General features: G+C 43.1%; 17 protein-coding genes and 6 tRNA genes. 9 read left to right on the top strand and 14 right to left on the bottom strand.

Annotated features, from left to right (window positions below; translation table 11 throughout):
- Nucleotides 1-519 precede the first annotated feature (519 nt).
- From IPJ70_00225 to IPJ70_00215, 3 genes are all read left to right on the top strand, one after another.
- Entirely contained in the window at nucleotides 520-2,718 is a 2,199-nt protein-coding gene (locus IPJ70_00225) for a valine--tRNA ligase (GenBank protein ID QQR82533.1), read from the top strand.
- A 55-nt stretch (nucleotides 2,719-2,773) separates the two neighbouring features.
- A complete protein-coding gene (locus IPJ70_00220) occupies nucleotides 2,774-3,460 on the top strand; it encodes a PrsW family intramembrane metalloprotease (GenBank protein QQR82532.1) in 687 nt (228 codons plus the stop codon).
- A gap of 78 nt (nucleotides 3,461-3,538) precedes the next feature.
- Entirely contained in the window at nucleotides 3,539-4,003 is a 465-nt protein-coding gene (locus IPJ70_00215; protein ID QQR82531.1) for an Hsp20/alpha crystallin family protein, read from the top strand.
- A gap of 40 nt (nucleotides 4,004-4,043) precedes the next feature.
- On the opposite strand, the gene IPJ70_00210 is transcribed toward IPJ70_00215, so the two are convergent.
- The 3 genes from IPJ70_00210 to IPJ70_00200 form a co-directional block, all read right to left on the bottom strand.
- Nucleotides 4,044-4,277, bottom strand: a complete 234-nt coding sequence (locus IPJ70_00210; protein ID QQR82530.1) for a hypothetical protein — start codon at nucleotides 4,275-4,277, stop codon at nucleotides 4,044-4,046.
- 207 nt (nucleotides 4,278-4,484) lie between these two features.
- Nucleotides 4,485-4,557, bottom strand: a tRNA-Phe gene (locus IPJ70_00205).
- 257 nt (nucleotides 4,558-4,814) lie between these two features.
- Nucleotides 4,815-5,069, bottom strand: a complete 255-nt coding sequence (locus tag IPJ70_00200) for a hypothetical protein (GenBank protein ID QQR82529.1) — start codon at nucleotides 5,067-5,069, stop codon at nucleotides 4,815-4,817.
- A 52-nt stretch (nucleotides 5,070-5,121) separates the two neighbouring features.
- Between IPJ70_00200 and IPJ70_00195 the strand changes: the two genes are divergently transcribed.
- A tRNA-Arg gene (locus IPJ70_00195) sits at nucleotides 5,122-5,193 on the top strand.
- 222 nt (nucleotides 5,194-5,415) lie between these two features.
- On the opposite strand, the gene IPJ70_00190 is transcribed toward IPJ70_00195, so the two are convergent.
- The 7 genes from IPJ70_00190 to rpmG form a co-directional block, all read right to left on the bottom strand.
- Nucleotides 5,416-5,486: transfer RNA gene (locus IPJ70_00190), tRNA-Gly, on the bottom strand.
- Nucleotides 5,487-5,494: 8 nt separating this feature from the next.
- On the bottom strand, nucleotides 5,495-5,866 hold the full coding sequence (locus IPJ70_00185; protein QQR82528.1) for a septum formation initiator family protein: 372 nt from the start codon (nucleotides 5,864-5,866) through the stop codon (nucleotides 5,495-5,497).
- Between the two features lie 277 nt (nucleotides 5,867-6,143).
- Entirely contained in the window at nucleotides 6,144-7,931 is a 1,788-nt protein-coding gene (lepA, locus tag IPJ70_00180) for an elongation factor 4 (GenBank protein ID QQR82527.1), read from the bottom strand.
- A 41-nt stretch (nucleotides 7,932-7,972) separates the two neighbouring features.
- A complete protein-coding gene (locus IPJ70_00175) occupies nucleotides 7,973-9,652 on the bottom strand; it encodes a hypothetical protein (protein QQR82526.1) in 1,680 nt (559 codons plus the stop codon).
- Nucleotides 9,653-10,433: 781 nt separating this feature from the next.
- On the bottom strand, nucleotides 10,434-10,883 hold the full coding sequence (locus tag IPJ70_00170) for a DUF192 domain-containing protein (protein ID QQR82525.1): 450 nt from the start codon (nucleotides 10,881-10,883) through the stop codon (nucleotides 10,434-10,436).
- Between the two features lie 104 nt (nucleotides 10,884-10,987).
- Nucleotides 10,988-11,058: transfer RNA gene (locus IPJ70_00165), tRNA-Trp, on the bottom strand.
- 50 nt (nucleotides 11,059-11,108) lie between these two features.
- A complete protein-coding gene (gene rpmG / locus IPJ70_00160; protein ID QQR82524.1) occupies nucleotides 11,109-11,276 on the bottom strand; it encodes a 50S ribosomal protein L33 in 168 nt (55 codons plus the stop codon).
- A gap of 77 nt (nucleotides 11,277-11,353) precedes the next feature.
- Between rpmG and IPJ70_00155 the strand changes: the two genes are divergently transcribed.
- Both IPJ70_00155 and IPJ70_00150 read left to right on the top strand, forming a co-directional pair.
- Nucleotides 11,354-12,109, top strand: a complete 756-nt coding sequence (locus tag IPJ70_00155) for a GGDEF domain-containing protein (GenBank protein QQR82523.1) — start codon at nucleotides 11,354-11,356, stop codon at nucleotides 12,107-12,109.
- A 78-nt stretch (nucleotides 12,110-12,187) separates the two neighbouring features.
- Nucleotides 12,188-12,565, top strand: coding sequence for a cytidine deaminase (locus IPJ70_00150; GenBank protein QQR82522.1), 378 nt, complete (start codon nucleotides 12,188-12,190; stop codon nucleotides 12,563-12,565).
- A 115-nt stretch (nucleotides 12,566-12,680) separates the two neighbouring features.
- On the opposite strand, the gene IPJ70_00145 is transcribed toward IPJ70_00150, so the two are convergent.
- From IPJ70_00145 to IPJ70_00130, 4 genes are all read right to left on the bottom strand, one after another.
- A tRNA-Tyr gene (locus IPJ70_00145) sits at nucleotides 12,681-12,763 on the bottom strand.
- Nucleotides 12,764-12,804: 41 nt separating this feature from the next.
- Nucleotides 12,805-15,522 (bottom strand): AAA family ATPase, encoded by a 2,718-nt coding sequence (locus IPJ70_00140; protein QQR82521.1) that lies wholly within the window; start codon nucleotides 15,520-15,522, stop codon nucleotides 12,805-12,807.
- A gap of 85 nt (nucleotides 15,523-15,607) precedes the next feature.
- Nucleotides 15,608-16,366, bottom strand: coding sequence for a hypothetical protein (locus IPJ70_00135; GenBank protein QQR82520.1), 759 nt, complete (start codon nucleotides 16,364-16,366; stop codon nucleotides 15,608-15,610).
- 101 nt (nucleotides 16,367-16,467) lie between these two features.
- The gene (locus IPJ70_00130; GenBank protein QQR82519.1) at nucleotides 16,468-17,649 is read right to left on the bottom strand and encodes a cysteine desulfurase; all 1,182 of its coding nucleotides are present in this window, start codon (nucleotides 17,647-17,649) and stop codon (nucleotides 16,468-16,470) included.
- Between the two features lie 108 nt (nucleotides 17,650-17,757).
- Here IPJ70_00130 and IPJ70_00125 point away from each other — a divergent pair, with 108 nt between their 5' ends.
- From IPJ70_00125 to IPJ70_00115, 3 genes are all read left to right on the top strand, one after another.
- Nucleotides 17,758-19,272, top strand: a complete 1,515-nt coding sequence (locus IPJ70_00125; protein ID QQR82518.1) for a GTP-binding protein — start codon at nucleotides 17,758-17,760, stop codon at nucleotides 19,270-19,272.
- Between the two features lie 3 nt (nucleotides 19,273-19,275).
- A complete protein-coding gene (locus IPJ70_00120) occupies nucleotides 19,276-19,608 on the top strand; it encodes a hypothetical protein (GenBank protein ID QQR82517.1) in 333 nt (110 codons plus the stop codon).
- 8 nt (nucleotides 19,609-19,616) lie between these two features.
- Nucleotides 19,617-19,692 (top strand) — tRNA-Cys (locus IPJ70_00115).
- The last annotated feature ends 23 nt before the right edge of the window (nucleotides 19,693-19,715 follow it).

Below are 19,715 nucleotides of genomic sequence, written 5' to 3'. Positions count from 1 at the left end.
ATTAATAAAGACTTTTCATCCTACTTTTTCCACAATTTAAAAATGTCTCCACCACAGAGATCAAATTTATATAAACACTACTTTACACTTACCCTTTGGTCAATATTGCTTTTTAAAGACATTATTTTGAAATTTGTAGATATCGCATATCACGCTATAAAACTATCTTTAAACATAGTCAATACTTACCATCACAATACTTTTACTTTTTTATCACACACCCCACGAATATCTCTGTCCAATACACACCACATATTCTGCAATACCAGCAAAACGAATACACCAAACCACCCAACCCATATCGTAAATGTCCTTTATAAAAGACATCATACTTATACCAGTGGACGCCGCAATCGTCGCGCATGTCCTTTATGTACAAAAAATGTCCTTTATACATGCTCGTCTTATTTTTATTGAACTCACAGGACTGAGTGTCCTTTATCCACACGTGTAGTTACATTCCCGTAAATGTATATATTCGATTTCTCTGTTTTCACTTCTGTTGCTAGAATAGCAAGTATGCCTCACGAGAAATTCCTCAAACCGTACGACCCAACACACACAGAAAAAGAAACCTATACAAAATGGGAAAAGAGTGGTTATTTTAATCCTGATGTATGTGTGGAAAAAAGTATTACATCTCCTAACGCAACTCCATTTTCCGTAGTCCTTCCTCCACCTAATGTTACTGGAACACTACACACAGGCCACGCCCTCATGCTTGCAATTCAAGACACAATTATTCGCTTTGAACGCATGCGTGGCAAAAAAGCTCTTTGGGTTCCAGGGACAGACCACGCTGCAATCGCGACACAAAGCAAGGTTGAAAAAATACTAGAAAAAGAAGGGGTGAAGAAACACGAACTAGGACGTGAAGCATTTCTTGAACGTGTGAACGCTTTTGCTCAAGAATCACACGACACCATTGTGGGTCAAGTCCGTTCAATGGGTTCGTCTATTGATTGGTCACGTGAAGCCTTTACGCTCGACACTGTTCGCACAAAAGCCGTGCAAACAGCATTTGTGCGTATGTACAACGATGGACTCATTTATCGCGGACACAAGGTGGTGAACTGGGATCCAAAAGGTCAAACGGTGATTTCCGATGACGAAGTTGTGTATGAGGAACGACAAGCAACGATGTACACATTCCGATACTCAAAAGACTTCCCTTTTGCAATTTCAACTACACGACCAGAAACGAAATTAGGCGATACCGCTGTGGCAGTACATCCCGACGACGCACGATACAAAGAATATATTGGAAAAACATACAACCTCACCTTTGCAGGTGCCCCACTCTCAATCAAAATTATTGCTGACGAAAGTGTTGACCCTGAGTTTGGTACTGGCGCACTTGGTGTGACTCCCGCACACTCACAAATAGATGCAGACATCGCACTGCGTCACAACCTTTCTTCAATACAAGTCATTGATGAGTTTGCAAAAATGGTTATTGGTAATGAAACAATCAAAGGGAAGAAAACAACCGAGGCACGCGAAAATGTTGTCGCGTGGTTACGTACAGAAGGTCTCATCGAGAAAGAAGAAACGGTCACACAGAATGTGTCAAAGGCAGAACGCTCAGGAGGCATCATTGAACCGATTCCAAAGATGCAGTGGTTCATCAGCGTTACCAAACCATTTACTCTCAAGCACTCAAACATTCCTAGTATCGCATCTGGAAGTGAAACCACACTCAAGAACATCATGCGGGCATCTGTTGAAAGTAAGGCTGTGACAGTTCTCCCAGAACGATTTGAGAAAACGTATTTCCATTGGATTGATAACCTCCGTGATTGGTGTATCAGCCGACAGATTTGGTACGGACACCGCATTCCGGTTTGGTACAAGGGCTCAGAAACATACGTTGGCCTAGAGGCACCAACGGGCGATGGGTGGGCCCAAGACGAAGATACACTTGATACGTGGTTTTCATCTGGTTTGTGGACATTCTCAACACTTGGCTGGCCCGAAGAAACTGCCGACTTCAAAACGTATCACCCGACTGCGCTTCTTGAAACTGGGTATGACATTCTCTTTTTCTGGGTTGCACGCATGATTCTCATGTCTGGATACTTACTTGGCGATGTTCCCTTCCGTACTGTGTACCTTCACGGCCTTGTTCGTGACGAGAAAGGACGAAAGATGTCAAAATCTCTCGGTAACATTGTCGATCCATTGAGCCTCATTGAAAAATATGGTGCCGATTCACTTCGCATGGCAATGATAGTCGCCGTTGGCCCTGGAAACGATAGCAACCTTTCGGAAGAAAAAGTGAAGGCGTACAAAAAGTTTGGAAACAAAATGTGGAACATGACACGTTTTATTCTTTCAAATACTGAAGATGCACCAACCGAACAACCAACCCTCACCGACGCGGATAACTCTCGCATCAAGGAGTTGGACGCACTCGTACAAGAGGTGACTGATGATATGGAAACGTATCGTCTGTACCTCGCATCTGAAAAACTGTATCACTACATTTGGCACACGTTTGCCGATATCATTCTTGAAGAAGCGAAACCAGCACTTATGGGGGAAGGTGGACACATAAAACAGAGCGCACAGTGGACACTAACACACATTCTCAAAACATCACTCAAACTACTCCACCCATTCATGCCATTTATCACCGAAGAAATTTGGAGCTCACTTCCCCACACAGAAACTGATATGATTATGGTAGCGTTGTGGCCAAAAAGTAGTAGGTGTTAGGAGTTGGGGGTGAGAAGTTAGTGATTAGTTTGGAAATTGATGTAAATACAAAATAATGTCGCTCTTTCAAACAGTTATCTTTGCATTCTTGGGAGGTTCTATTCCGGCCTTTTTCTGGTTGTGGTTTTGGCTACGCGAAGATCGTCGTCATCCCGAACCTCGTCATCTCCTTGTCGCATGTTTTGTACTCGGTATGGCGGGAGTAGCGCTCGCTGTTCCGCTTGAACGGGCCGTGGAGTTTATTTCAACAGCTCCATTGTTTATTTTCATTGCGTGGGCACTTATCGAAGAAACACTCAAGTATGGCGCTGCGTACATCGGTGGCATGCACACACAGGCAGAGGATGAACCGATTGACGCAATGGTGTACCTGCTTACCGCAGCACTCGGATTTGCAGCTGCGGAAAACATGCTTTTTCTTCTCAATCCCCTTATTGAAGGTGACGCATTTACGGGAATTCTCACAGGAAATATTCGCTTCATTGGCACATCGCTCCTCCATGTTGTGGCCTCATCGGTCATTGGGGGCATGATTGCGCTTTCATTTTATAAAAAGAAAAAAGTGCAACATGAATATTTTTGGCTTGGCCTCATTGGCGCGGTGCTTCTTCATGCCGGGTTCAATTATTTTATTGTACAAGGAGGCACAGACGGTATTTTCTATGTTTTTGCCATGTTGTGGATACTCGTTATTGGACTCATGTTGCTCTTTGAAGATGTTAAACATGTTCGTCCACAGTAACTACTCTGGCGAGTTGTGCCACGGATGATACAATACAAGATACGATGTTATAAAAATAATTGCCCCCTACTACTTATCATGAAAAAACAATCATTCTTTCAACGACTAACAGGCGCAATCAATACTGATGACGATTTTCTTGATGACGACGAGAGTCCAAAAGATCTCATGCGCAAAGATAGTATTAGTACACTCGCCGAAGATCGAGAGCAAGAAGCGGAACTCGCTGTTGACGTAAGCCAAACACCAACTGAAATCATCATAAAAACGATGGTGGCAGGGGTAGGTCTCGACGATCTCGATGTGTCCATTAGTCAAGAGATGGTGACCATTAAGGGTTCACGTAGAGAAATGTACGAGGCCGACGACAGCGACTACTTCCATCGTGAATTGTACTGGGGTACATTTGCTCGAACAATACTGCTCCCAGCAGAGGTCAAAGCAGAAGATGCAGTGGCAGAACTTAAAAACGGACTTCTCACCATTCGACTTCCAAAGATTGATAAACAACGACAAACAAAACTCCGTATTCGAACAATCTAATACAAAAAACCGCCTTCGGGCGGTTTTTTATTCGCGCTACTTACAACACATTCTTTTTAAAGTTTTTTTGGTAAATATATATCGTCATAACAACTCCGAGAACAAGTCCAACACACTGTCCTATGAAACCAGTAGCTTCATACCCACGCAAACCGAAAGCAATGAAATCTTCTGCGTAGTTACCTCCATACGTTGCTAAAACAACCCATCCAATAAGACCCAGGAGACACGTTCCCACTAGTGCTAGAAAGAAAAAAGCTATTTTATTTCCCATACGTCATACAGGTTACGCTAGTTTTAAAAATAAATTGACGGATTGCTCAGAGAATCATCCCAGCGCCAAAAACATCTCGAATACGTTCCAGCCATTTCATCAAACTTACACACACGCAACACTGATGAGTGATTCGTACCCAAAGGCATCAAAAGTACCACGCCAAGGACAACCAACACTCCAACGATTATGAGACCGATTTTCATGTGCCGAGGACCAGGTTCGAACTGGTGACCCCCGCCTCTTCAGGGCGATGCTCTACCAACTGAGCTACCTCGGCAAGTGAGGATTGTACGCGAATGCGAGCGCGTATTTTCGAAGAAAAAGAGAAAAGAAAAGCTCGCTTTTGTTTTCTCTTGACTCTGAGAAAATGGGGAGCGTGAGCATCCACGTTCTCCGAGTGCCACCGAGGCAAGAAAACAACGTTTTCTTACTCCGGCAAATAAACATCCATATCCACCGAGACAAAAAGGCTTTGACCCGATTACCTCGACAGGTGAAAACAGAATACCACATTCTTTTGTCCTCATCCACCCACTAAAAATTCAAATAGTTTTCAATCAGACTATTTTGTGTAGTTCCATTTTCACCACCGAACGAATCCTTAAGTACGTCAATATACGGTTGTATAAGATAGAATGCACCGACAGAAGCACCAATAATAACCACCCAATACCCCACACGTATAACACTTCCCCACATAATATGTGTGTGTATTTTTTTTACAAGCCCATGTGTTTCTTTTACAAGAGCTGCAGTTTCTTCAAGAAGTTTTTTTTCTTCGGGGTTCATATAAGTAGTATATCGTATGTTGAATATAGTATATAGTATGAATACGTGTATAGCCCCCATAGCTCAACGGATAGAGCAGTTCCGTCCTAAGGAAACGATCTGGGTTCAATTCCTGGTGGGGGCACATTGAAAATGTGACCCCATGCGCACAAACAGTTTTGTGCGCATCCGGTTCCCCTGTTTTGTGCGGGCACCGAGAATCGGTCACGAGTTACTAATTCGCTTTGCTCATAAGTACTCGCGACCCCAACTCGTCCCGCTCTGCGGGACTGCGTCTTTCGATTCTCGTTTCCATGCTACAAAACAATCGTCACCGAATATTGACACATCCGGTTCCCTTGTTTTGTGCGGGCACCGAGAATCGAACTCGGGTCTCAACCTTGGGAAGGTCGTATTCTACCACTAAACTATGCCCGCTCTTTGTGTTACCACAGCCACCCCCACAACCTACTCCACCACCCCACTTTAACGGCCTCCGTACTTGTTGCCTTTTCATCAGCAACAAGAACAATCACTTTTTCTCCCGACTTGGCAATACTATATCGTCCGCGTAATTTTGATTCAATACCCTCAGGTGTTTCCAGTGACTGTATTTCTGATGAGAGAAATTCTTTTCGTTGAAGTAAATCTTGATAGTGTGCTTGTACACGCGCAAGCCCATCTTCCGCCTGCTGTCTCTTTTTAAAAATATCCCACAGCTCTTTTCCGGTGATCAGCAGCAACATACTCAACACAACAAGCGTTACGTTGGAATAGAGAAGTCGTCGAGCCTTTTGTTTTTGTTTAAAATCTGCCATAACGTCACCTTAGTATATCCAGAGCCCGCTTCATTTGAAAGTGCTGTGACACAATCGCTAAGACACATCACGTGCTGGATATACCCCACAAAGCTGTGCTACAATCCCACATGTCATATGTTATTCCACAAGAAAACACAAAAAGTTGTAAAAGTCGTTTGGATAGTGATCGTCGTCTTGGTTATCATCAGCATGATTGCCTTGTACACCCCTGCCCTTTTTAGATAGTGGTACCAGTGCTCACAAGCCCCGAACGACATACCAAAGACCCAGTCTTTTACTCTTTGACCATTTTGAGAAAAACCTCATGGGGAATGTTTACTTTTGCATTCTTGAGCATTTTCTTCTTTCCCCTCTTTTGTTTTTCAAGGAGTTTCATTTTTCGTGTAATATCACCTCCATACAAATACCCCGTCACATCTTTACGCATCGCCTTAAGCGTTTCTGAGGCAATAATACGTCCCTTGGCTCGTGCCTGAATTTTTGTTACGAACAACTGACGAGGAAGAGCTGCGGCGAGTTTTTCAACCGCCTTTCGCGCTTCTTCTTCAAGTGTTCGATGAGATACTACACGTGAAAATGCAGTCACCACATCATCAGCAACAAGAATATCAAGACGTAGTACGTCCGCATCTTTCATATCAGTAAGCTCATATGACAATGACGCGTATCCGGCTGTCACACTTTTTATCGCATCAAAAAATCCACGCATGAGTTCACGCAACGGCATAGTGATTGAAAGTGATATACGCCCATCACGAAACGTCCTTGAATCTTGTAACGATGCTTCGTGATCATAGAGCAACTGCATAATTGCATTCATGTATTCTGACGGCGTAATAAGATGCACCGCAACCCACGGTTCACGTATGCGCACAGCAGTGCCATAATCAGGAAAAAACGCTGGTGAATAAATCATTTCTGTTTCACCATTTTTATATGTTACCTCATACGTAATAGACGGTGTCGTTACGACAAGAGAAAGATTTGACTCACGACGCAATCGCTCTGTCACAATTTCAAGATGCAACATTCCCAAAAAACCACATCGAAACCCTCGCCCGAGCGTACCAGACGCCTCTTCTTCATATGATAAAGACGAATCAGAAAGACGTAATCGTTCAAGAGCTTGACGCAATAACGCAAAATCATCTTGTCCTTCAGGAAAAATACTTGCCCACACAACAGGTCGCGGTTGTTGGTACCCGTGGAGCGGTTCGGCAGGATCTTTTGGTTTTGTTAATGTGTCTCCGACAGATGCAATACCTGGTTTTTTAATTCCTGTCACAATATACCCAATTTCTCCAGGACCAAGTGACTCCATCGCATGCTCTTGTGGAGTAAACACACCGACCTCACCCGCAAAACATTCTTCTCGAGCAGCACTAAATAACAAGCGATCTTTTGCAGACACCCGACCGTTCATAATTCGCGTGTGCACAATAATGCCGCGATGATTTGAATACGTAAAATCAAACACAAGTGCTTGCAGCGATTCACCTGTTTCTTGTGTTGGTGGCGGAACACGCTTCACTATTTCTTGTAACAGCGCCTCAACACCTTCACCTGTTCTACCAGACACTTTCATAATAGATTCTGGATCACAGTCGAGTATTTCAATAATTTCTAATGCAATATCATCAACGCGAGCAAGTGGTGAATCAATTTTTGAAAGCACTGGAATAATAGCGAGACCCTGCTCACGTGCCATCGCAAGTGTGGTAAGTGTTTGTGCTTGAACACCCTGCGTTGCATCAACAAGCAGAAGTGTTCCCTCAACAGCCTTCAGTGCCCGCGACACTTCGTATGAGAAATCAATGTGCCCTGGAGTATCAATGAGGTTGAGAACGTACTTCTCACCCCCTGTGGCAAAATCCATACGCACAGGAGCCATTTTGATAGTAATGCCTCTTTCACGCTCAAGATCCATAGAATCAAGCACCTGCTCACGCATTTTGCGTTTTTCTATGGTGTGCGTTACCTCAAGCATCCGATCAGCCAGCGTGGACTTCCCGTGATCAATATGCGCAATAATACTGAAATTTCGTATGAGACGTGAGTGCATGGTGTGTCAATACTACCAGAAAAACAAACTTGTGAAAGGAGCTACAGTTCCTCAGGGTTTGGAATAATTGTTTTCTCGCGCCAGAACTTCGCGTGAAGCGTGTGCCACATCTCGGCAACTTCTTGGTTATGTAGCCCAACAAGTATGACAATATAAATACCAAATCCAACGAAGGCTGCACTCATACCCTGCGACAAAACACCCATAAACGAATCGAGGTGCACGAACGGCTCCAATACCCTAAGCGTAATGTACGCACTGGCACCAGCAATAACCGAGGCGGCAAAACTTTGCCAAAACGTTCTATATACAGACTCAGGTAAATGTCCGCCAAAATCTTTTCTAAAAAGAAGCACGTACCCAATGGCATTTGCTATCATCCCAACGCTATATCCAAGCGAAAGCATAATAACAATAGTGCCCGGCACATCATCAACACGAAAGAGTGACTCAATAAAATAACGCACCCAATCAACGTGTTGATACAAGACAACACTTCCATAGGAAGCACAGAGGGTCAGAGCTGATGTCGATACATTCACCCAAAACGGTCGCGCCGTCTTTCCCGCAGCATAATATCCACGCACAAAGAGAAGCACGATGCAGTGTGCTGTAAGTGACACCACGAGCATTGCCATTGCAGCTGCGGTCAAACGCGTTGCCGACCAATCAAAAGCTCCCGATCCAAAAAGGAGTCGAACAATGTGTGCTCGAAGCACAATAAATAACATTGTTGCTGGTAACGACCAAAAAAGAATATGTCGAACTGCGGTTAATAGGTGTTCAACAAACACATCCTTCTTTCCACTTGAAAAAAGATGTACCAACGTAGGAAACGCCGCCACAGAATACGAAACACCAATAATGGTAAGCGGAGCTAAATTCACATTAAGGGCAAACGTGAATACCGTAATAGAACCCGCAGGAAACCGTGACGCTATACCAATAAGTATCATTAAAATAATTTGATCAAATGCGAGCGCCATCGTTCTCGGTATAGAAACATATACCAACGATGCAATATCTGACCACACAATGGATGTTGTTATTTGCGGAACAAGTCGTTCAGTGATGAGTGTTGGAATTTGAATACCGAGATGTAAGAGAGCACCCAAGACAACTCCGTATGTTAACCCTGACATACCAAAGAGTGGATAAAAAACAACAACACCAACGATAATGCCGGCGTTATACAAAATGGGTGAAAGAGCATATACAAAAAACTTTTTTGTTACCTGCGTCACGCTTGCAACAATATTGGACAACCCAAGAAGAATTGGTGACAACAAGAGTATCCGCGTGAGTGAAACAAGAACGTGCAATTCATTGATAGAAAATCCTGGATACAAAAAATGTGAGAGTGAAGGAACGAGAAACCATAGTATGGCACTACTACCAACCATGAAAAGCGTAAATACTGTCGTCACTTCAGAAAGAAACTGACGCGCATCCCTCCGATCTGTTTCCAATCTTTTAGTAAGAAACGGAATGAGGACAAACAAAGACACAAATGAGGCAATTGACGCAAATATAACATCGGGAATCCTAAAAGATGCATAGTACACATCGAGGGATGCACTCGCGCCAAACGTGTGTGCCAATAGCCGATCTCGTATGAGACCTAATAGTTGTGATGTAAGAGCAAAAAAAGCGATGACGTACGCCGCATTATGGAGACTTTCTATCTTTGTTGAGAAAAGTGCAAAAAACCTTTGTATCATAACAATCTATATGCACTACAAATGATAGCAGGTTCGTATGAAAGAGTCACTAAAACAAGGTTGTGCTCTAGGCTTGCTTTTGTTTAAAATTACACGTATACCCAGCACTAAACATAAAATACGGGGTAATTGTGGACTTGCCCAACACTAAAATTTAGTGTTGGGCTTGCAAAACATTTAGTGCTGGGTATACTTCTCCTGCTTGTACAGGGCAATCGCGCCTGTGTTCTTTCACAGAGTGAGGAAAGTCCGAACATGTGCCAATTTTGCCTACCGAAGGTAGTTGCAACAATTGAGCATCCCGCCGAAACACTTTAGTGTGAAGGCGGGGCCCTGTAATTTCTTAAAGTTACAACGGGGCGCTTAAATGTGCAAACATCTTCGGTGGGTGAGATTAGCAGGACGGTAGTGGGTAACGCCCATCATACGCAAGTATAGAGGTGCGAGCAGTGACGGTTTGTGTGGCAACGCACAAACAATCCCTTGTGGATTATTTCGATGGCAACATCGAAGTGAAACGGCAAAATCCTTACCTACATGCAAGGTCGTGTCCAGCACACAATTTACCATTGTTGTCCTATCGAAGGGGTTTTCAAAAAACTCTACGCAACAACAAAAGAGATAATGGTAAATTGTGTGCTGGAAGAACCGCAAAGACCCCTTCAGTAATGACTGGGGCAAGATAAATGATTGTCGGTCGCGAAAAACGACTACAGAATTCGGCTTACACGTACAAGCGTTATCACAAAAACCTGCTTCACGCGGGTTTTTGTGCACATGCTTACTTGAACACAATATCGAGCCGTGTCCCCTTCTCAATAAGTAATTCGCTTGCAACGCCAGCATTCACTTCTAATACATAGAGCGCTTTTTCATTTGGTGTAAGAACACTTGGGTATGTTTCTGGAGCGACATTATATTCAATATGTACAACAACACCTTGTTCATCAAGCCAAATAATATCCAAAGGAAAACGCATATCTTTCATCCAAAAACCATACGTATCTGATTCATCAAATACAAACAACATTCCCGTGGTAGATGCGAGCGATTCGCGACCACTCAATCCTTGTGTTCTTAATACGTCCGTGTCAGCTACTTCGAGATTAATGTTTGTCTTACCAATTGATATCGCCGCCTTTTTTTGATTACTAGATGGTATACGCACAAAAAAAGCCAGTGCAAGTGCACCTATCACGATGCCAATAATAATCCATAGAGTAGGCTTCATATGTGGGCAATGTGGGAATCGGTCACGGATAATTTTTTGTCAAAAATTTCTGCGACCCCACCTCACACTGTCGCGCTCCGGCATTCGATTCCTTCTTGAGCCAGCGGGCGATGAGGGAATCGAACCCCCAATAGTGGTTTTGGAGACCACTGTTATACCATTTAACTAATCGCCCGTGAGATTACAATACCACAAGGCACCCTAATCAAAAAATAGCCCAGAAGGCTATTTTTTTACTTGTTTATAGGCAACGTGCTCCCTCAGTGTGGGATCAAATTTCTTAAATTCAAGACGCTCTTTATTTTGAGCACCCTTACTCTTTTTGTTGCGACGAGTCCAATACATGTGATCAGACTTGGTCGATTTCATTTTTACCAATGCATCTTGTGACATAGTGGAAGCATAATAGCACGAGATATGTCCCCATGCAACAGTCGACTTTTTGATGTTCAGTGCGATATACTAGTGGTATGTTTGAAGAAAAAGAAGACCTAAAAAAGCTCTCTGCACAAGATTTTCACAAAGCACTTGTGCACATAAAAACACTCATTCTTGATGAAGATCGTATTTTTGATGACATGGGGCATTTGAAAAAAATCCTAACAGAGGCCTCCATCACATTTGACGAGTCCGAGGATGATGTCCTCGTTGAAAAACTTCGATCTCAGCTCCACCAACTACGAACCATGGTCTACAAGGACGAGTTGACCGGTATTCTTAACCGACGTGGTATCTATGAAGAATTTTCAGCGTTCTTTGATGAAGCTCGATTTAGTAACACGAGAAAAGAAAAGCGTGCAGGTGTTACTATTGACGACTTCTCAATCATCTTTATTGATTTGGATAATTTTAAAAAAATTAACGACACTCTCGGACACGATGCAGGAGATGAGGCTCTACAAAAGGTTAGTTCCTTGCTAAAAAAAGAAATGCGCGACATTGATGCAGTTGGGCGCTTTGGCGGCGAAGAGTTTGTTGTTGCCATGCTTGGTGCAACTGAGCAATCTGCTTTTACTAAAGCAGAAGAAATCAGAAAAAAAATCGAGCAGACGCCTTGTGTCCACGGCTCACACTGTCTCACAGCAAGTATTGGAGTTGCGTCCCTACATTCCTCACAAGCAGACAGTTTGGAACAACTTATTACATTTGCTGACCATGCCATGTACGAAGCAAAAACGAATCGAGGAAAAAATACTGTTGTGAAATATAGCGAGTTGGGGAAATAAAAAGTCGGAGAGGACCATGGGTGCGCTTTTTACCCTCGACTAAACTTTTTACGTGATTTTGTTATTTATAATAAAAATATGACCAATCAAGAAATAATTAAAAAGGCATCAGAATTGGTGAGTATAAAAAAGTTAAATGGCGGTGCTGTTTCTGGAGAAGTTGGTAGTGTTTTAGTTACAGAAAGTGGAAATATTTATGGGGGTGTTAGTATAGATGCTCCTTGTGGAATAGGTGTTTGTGGAGAACATACCGCGATAGGAAATATGCTTACAGGAGGAGAAACAAGAATAAAAAAGATTGTTGCCGTTGCTACCGAAGGGATTCTTAGTCCATGTGGTAGATGCCGTGAATTGATGTATCAAGTAGACAAAGGAAACGCTGAGACAGAGGTTATTTTAAGTGAAAATAAAGTTATGAAATTAAAAGACTTGCTTCCTGAGTATTGGCAAAAATAATAGTTCAACAGCATCAGGAATATTTTACTCACTGGATACGGCCTTCGAATCCTCCTCTCCCAATAGCATCAGAATGAAAAATACACCAGGCATTGCTGGTGTATTTTTCATTCTGTGCGCCGGGGAGGATTCGAACCTCCGTAGCCCGAAGGCGCTAGATTTACAGTCTAGTGCGATTGACCGCTCCGCCACCGACGCAACGAGATATACAGTACAACAAAAAAACACTGGATGCAAAACTACACTCGAACCGTTTCGTGTTGTTTTTTTGAAGTGCGAGATTTGATAACCTTACTTGTTCCTTTTTTTGTGAGTGAAAAAACAATATCTATCTCACCATTTTCCTGTTTTTGCGCATCAACAGCAACAACACCACCCTGGAAAATACCCCGAGAGACCATGAGTTGTGCAACACGGGTCAAGATTTTATCTTGAATCAAACGCTTCAACGGTCGGGCACCATACGTCGGGTTGTATCCCTTCTCTGCCAAAAACGCAACAGCTGCAGGAGAAACCTCGAGTGTAATCTCTTTTTCAGCAAGACGTTTCTTCACGATATCCAATTGAATAGACACAATGTTACCAATTGCTTCTTTTGAAAGCACATTGAAAACAACCATTTCATCGAGGCGGTTCAAAAATTCAGGACGGAATTGATCACGAAGCGCTTCCATCACCTTGTCATGAATGTTTTTACTTGACTGTTCATCTTCATCACTAGAACCAAAACCAATACCATGCATACGATCGAGATACTGAGCACCAATATTAGACGTCATAATCAAAATTGAATTTTTGAAATTTACCGTACGTCCTTTTGCATCGGTTAAATGTCCATCATCTAACACCTGCAATAGAATATTGAACACTTCTGGATGTGCTTTTTCAATCTCATCAAAGAGAATCACGGAGTATGGTCGGTGGCGAATACGCTCAGTGAGCGCACCTCCCTCTTCATGACCAACATATCCCGGAGGTGCACCGATAACTTTCGATACTGAGTGCTTTTCCATAAACTCTGACATATCAACACGAATAAGTGCCTTCTCATCATCAAACATAAATTCAGCGAGAGCTTTCGCTAATTCGGTTTTACCTACGCCTGTCGGACCAAGAAACATAAACGAACCAATCGGTCGATTTGGATCCGCAATACCCGCACGTGAACGTTTCACTGCATTTGATACTTTTTCAATTGCAGTATCTTGTCCAACAACTCGCTTACGAAGTTCATCTTCCATACGAAACAATTTCTGTGCCTCTCCTTCCAACATGCGTGATACAGGAATGCCTGTCCAGCGCGAAACAATTTCAGCAATGTCTGGTTCAGTCACGTCTTCTTTGAGAATACGTCGCGATTTTTGAAGTCGTTTCAGACGAGCACTTCGAGTTTCGAACTCTTTTTCAAGTGTAGGAATGTGTCCGTAGCGAATTTCTGCGGCACGTGCCAAATCAGCTGTTGCTTCAGCAGCTTCAGCATCAAGACGCGCACGCTCTAATTGTTTTTTGATTTCTTTTATTTCAGTAATTGTTTCTTTTTCGTTTTTCCATTTCAATTCTATCTCTTCAATTGTTTCCTTGAGATCGGCAATTTCTTTATCAATAATTTTCATTCGTCCTTTTACTTTCAACGATTTTTCACCCTTTCCAGACGCCTCACTTTTAAGCGCCTCCTTCTCAATCTCGAGCATCATTATTTTTCTATGTGTTTCTTCAAGAATTGGCGGCTTGTTTTCAAGTGAAATACGCAATGACGATGACGCTTCATCAATAAGGTCAACTGCCTTATCAGGTAAAAATCGATCAGAAATATATCGACTTGAGAGACCGACTGCCGCAATAATGGCATCGTCAGTAATCTTTACTCCGTGGAATAGTTCATACTTCTCTTTTAATCCACGCAAAATAGCAACCGCATCTTCCTCATTTGGCTCATTAATGAATACTGGTTGAAATCGTCGTGTGAGTGCAGGATCTTTTTCAATGTGTTTTTGGTATTCCTTCAATGTTGTTGCACCAATGGCACGTAGTTCTCCTCGAGCAAGAGCTGGTTTCAACATGTTGGATGCATCCATCGCACCTTCCGCAGCCCCAGCACCCACAATAGTGTGAATCTCATCAATAAACAAAATGATATTTCCGTTTGAATTCTCAATATCTTTTACAATTGCTTTGAGACGTTCTTCAAACTCACCACGGTATTTTGTTCCTGCAATCAGTGAACCGAGATCAAGCGAGACAAGGTCTTTACCTTTAAGTGATTCAGGAATATCTCCAGATGCAATACGTTGTGCAAGTCCTTCAACCACAGCAGTTTTTCCCACACCCGCTTCTCCAATAAGAATCGGATTATTTTTTGTGCGACGAGAGAGTATCTGAATAATGCGCTGAATTTCTTTATCACGTCCAATAACCGGGTCAAGTTTGTTTTCTTTTGCCTGAACGGTAAGACTTCGTGTGTATCGAGCAATCGCGCGTGGTTTTTTTGGACCACCTTCCGCAGTTTCAGGATTTTCACGAAGTTCTTTAAGTACGTGCATGACGGCATCGCGACGCACTTTAAATTGATTCAAAATTTCTTGCGCGTCACCCGGACTATCAATAGCGCTGATAAAGAGGTGTTCCGTAGAAACAAATTTATCTGAAAGAGATGCTGCAACCTTGAGTGAGTGCTCAAGAGTTTTTGCAAGCTCCGGAGTAAGGTACATTTGGTACGCTGGAGAAACCGTCTGATTTGTATCAGATGGTTCAAGAGCATCAAGAAGTGAATCCGTGAGAGCAATAGTATCAACTTCAAGTTTATCCAAAATAGACGCAACCATACTTTCCTCTTGGAGAATGAGCGACGTCAATAAATGCAAAACGCCCACGTTACTTTGACCACGCTCAATGGCGAGCTCGTGTGCCCGCTTGATTGCCTCTTTTGCTTTTGTTGTAAATTTACCAAATGGTGGCATATATGTTTGTATAATAACCTATATTTTGATTATAGTCAACCCATTGGGCATACATTAGACGATAGTATTGAAACCCACGAAAAACCTAAAAAAGCGATCTAAAGAGCCCTGATTCAGTTGGATATATAACCCCGACAAATTCTCCTTTATTCGTCACCAGAGGCGTTCCAACAGCCATTCCGACGGTGTCTATAGTTGTCCTAATCATACTAATCCCTGTCGGATTGTCTGCCTCGGGTAAAGATATGTTAGTAACAACACCGGGAGACACGGTGTATGATTCACTTCCACTCAAAGCAATGACAGTTTGACCGAGTTTTACATTGATACTTGCTATACGAGAAATTGGTTTAAATCCAGTCGGTACCCCTCCCTCTTGTGTGGTATCGGGAGTAAAAGTCGTCATTCCTCCAGTAACGGATTGAGCAATCATTTTGAATGACACCCCATCATCACGTACTGCAACGTATGTTTTTTTCTGCGCAAATGATGCAGTGCTGGACACAATGGTTCCTGACTCATCCGTAACAAAACCAAACGCTATAAATACATTCTTTGGACGCTTTATTTCATACACACGCACAACACTTGGACGAATCATTTCAACAGATTTTGCAATAAGTTCACTTTCCTGAACAACGACAGTATTCGTCACCACCTCTTTTGCTCCTGGTACAATAGTCTCGATTGGCTTCTCCACAATTCTATCAATAACACGCATCACATCAGTTGGCGCTCTTTCCATAAGCGACACTGTTGCAATACCTGTGGCAATTGATGTCACAAACGACATAAGTAGGGCTAAGAGGATGATTTGTGTTTTGTTGAGTCGCTCGATATCCATAAAAAATAATAGGAGTTGGAAGTTAGAGATTGGTTTGGGGATTGGAATAAGAGAAAACGATACTCTTAGTATAAATGAAAATCCACACAGCAACAAGAATCCTACGAGAGAATATCAACCAACACACTAATCATGTATTCAATATCCTCATGCGTCGTTTCTTTGCCAAGCGTAATGCGTAATGCATTATTCTTTCGCTCTGGATCAAGTGCCGCAATAACATACGAACCTTCCCCACCACCAGATAAACACGCGCTCTTTGCAGAAACAGAAATACCGTACAGTGAAAGTTGGGTCACGAGAAACTCGGCTTCACTATCTGGAAAAGATACGTTTATATTGTTTGCAATACGTTGCGTCACACTCCCATGGATACGCGCCTCAGGAAAACGCGCACGAAGTTGTTCAATACAGTAATCTCTAATCTTAGTGACACGTTTCGTTGCTTCAACGCGATTTTCTTCACACGCCCGAAACGCCTCTGCAAAGCCAACAATTGCGGGAACATTTGGTGTACCGCCTTCGTCTGTATCTTTTTTGTGAAGTATGCCACAGATACCAGCATACGGAGTACCATTTCGTATAACGAGTGCCCCGACACCTTTTGGACCATACATTTTATGCGCATCAAGTGTCATTAAATCAACACCAAGTTGCGGCACCACCACGGGAAGCCACAACGGAGCCTGGCTCGCATCAGTGTGCACAATAATCTGATTTTTTCTTGTTGTATTTAATTCGCGAACACGTGAAGCAAGTTCGGTGATTGGTTGAAGTGTTCCGATCTCATTGTTCACCAACATGTGTGAAATAAAAACGGTGTTGTCATGTATCAACGCAAGCGTTTTTTCAATATCCAAAATGCCTTCCTGAGTTACCGGCGCATACGACACAGACATACCACGGCGCGAAAGTGTTTCTGCACACGAACGAACCGATGAGTGTTCAATACTTCCCACAATACAATGCATGTTCGAGAGTTGCATACCATTATCCTGTAATGCATTTGTCACACCAACAATTGCACGAGTATTTCCGTCAGTACCACTGTGCGTAAAATACACTTCATCAGCAGTCACCCCAATGTACGCCGCCACCTGAGAACGAGCAGACTCAACAACACGTCGCACTTCCACACCAGATGCATGTAACGAGCGTGGATTCGCAAATATATCAGTTTCATACGGAGACATCGCTTCTCGCGCACGAACATCCAACGGTGTCGCCGCAGCATAATCGAGATACACGTTGTGGTGAGATTTTTGTGTGCGTAATTCAGACATACGAATAGACACATAATACGCCGATACACCACGTCCATCATCCTTTCATATATCATAAAAACATTGTATAATGCTCTACCTGCGTCACCAGACGCTTTTTCTTTCCCTATGACCACCAACCAACACAACAGCATAGAGCGTCCTCCCATTGTTGTGGTTCTTGGTCACGTCGATCACGGCAAATCAAGCTTGCTTGACTACATCAGGAAAACAAACATCGTCGCTTCAGAGGCCGGTGGTATTACACAACACACCGCCGCGTATGAGGTAGTGCACAAAGACGCAACAGGAACACATAAAAAAATTACATTCATCGACACTCCGGGGCATGAGGCATTTAGAGCTCAACGACAACGCGGAGCATCAGTTGCCGACATCGCCATTCTTGTTGTTTCTGCAGAAGACGGTGTCAAAGCACAAACAAAAGAAGCCGTACATGCCATTGAAAGCGCCGGTATCCCTTACATTGTCGCAATAAATAAAATAGATGCTCCAAACGCAAATGTTGAGCGCACTGTCGCTAACCTTATCGAAAACAGTATTTTTCTTGAAGGACACGGGGGCTCAACTCCATACATTCCTATCAGCGCAAAAAAAGGAACGGGTATCAATGAACTCCTTGAGATGATTTTGCTTGTCGCGTCACTTGAGGAATTAACCACACAACCAGATGGTCCTGCAGAAGGCGTTGTCATTGAAGCACACCGAGATGCGCAAAAAGGTATCTCCGCAACATTCATCATCACAAATGGACACCTTTCGAAGGGTTCCGCGGTAGCCGCTGGAAAAAGTTGCTCACCAGTACGAGCTATTTACGATTTCAAGGGTGAACAAATAGAAACCGCAGAAGCGTGTGCTCCTGTCACCATCATTGGATGGAACACTTTGCCTGAAGTTGGAATTAACGTGCATACATTTGACACAAAGAAAAACGCCGAGAATTTCTGTGCCAACAGTGTCACTGTGCACGCAGACATACCTACACGTGCCACACTTTCACCAGACGACACCGCCGAACACGCACTCGTTCCTGTCATCATCAAAGCAGATGTGTCAGGATCACTCGATGCCATTGCTCACGAAATTGCAAAAATCCAGGAAGAAAAAGTTGATCTTAAAATTATTCTTGCAGACGTTGGACCTATTTCAGAAAACGATATTAAACGTGCCGGCGGAGATGCGCGAACAGTCATTATTGGTTTCAATACAAGCGTCGAAACGGAGGCACGTCTCAGCGCTGAGCGTATTGGTATGGCAGTACACACAGAAACCATTATCTATAAATTAACCGAGTGGCTCACCGAACTTGTGGCAGAACGCCGACCAAAGGAAACCGTTCAAGAAATTCGAGGACAAGCACGTGTACTCAAGTTTTTCAGTGCAGTCAAAACAAAACAGGTTATTGGAGCACGAGTTGATGAAGGCGCATTCCATGTTGGTGATACTGTTACGATTGTACGTCGCGATGAAGAAATTGGAACAGGACGTATTGTGGGACTCCAGAAAGATCGCGACCAAGTAAAACAAGTTCCTGTTGGCACCGAATTTGGAGGACGTATTGACGCATCTGTTACTATCGCATCCGGAGACACACTTATTTCGTACACATCTGTAACACGTTAATTTATGTCACACCGAGAACAAAAAGAAGAATTGTTCGCACATATTGCTGCAGACTTCATAAATCTCGAATCAAACCGACAATCACTCGTTACTGTGACACGATCGGTTTTGTCGTCCGATGAAAAACGTCTTACTATTTTTATCAGTGTCCTTCCCGATTCGTACGAAGACACAGCTCTTGATTTTTTGAAACGAAAACGAAAAGAGTTTCGTGCATTTGCACAGAAACGTGCACGAACACGCATTCTCCCATTCTTCGATTTTGAAATCGACTACGGCGAAAAAAACCGTATTGAACTTGAGGCATTGTCAGATGATAATAAACCTTTAGAATAGGGTGAAGTGGCACGGTGGCGAAGTGGTAACGCGACGGTCTGCAAAACCGTTATTGCGCGGGTTCAATTCCCGCCCGTGCCTCCAGGAAAATTTATAGTAAAGGAATT

The sequence above is a fragment of the Candidatus Campbellbacteria bacterium genome (genome assembly GCA_016699465.1).
In the GTDB taxonomy this organism is placed as follows: Bacteria; Patescibacteriota; Minisyncoccia; order Phycocordibacterales; family EsbW-18; genus EsbW-18.
Note: the sequence above shows the minus strand (reverse complement) of the source record. Positions and strands in the feature narration are given on the sequence as shown.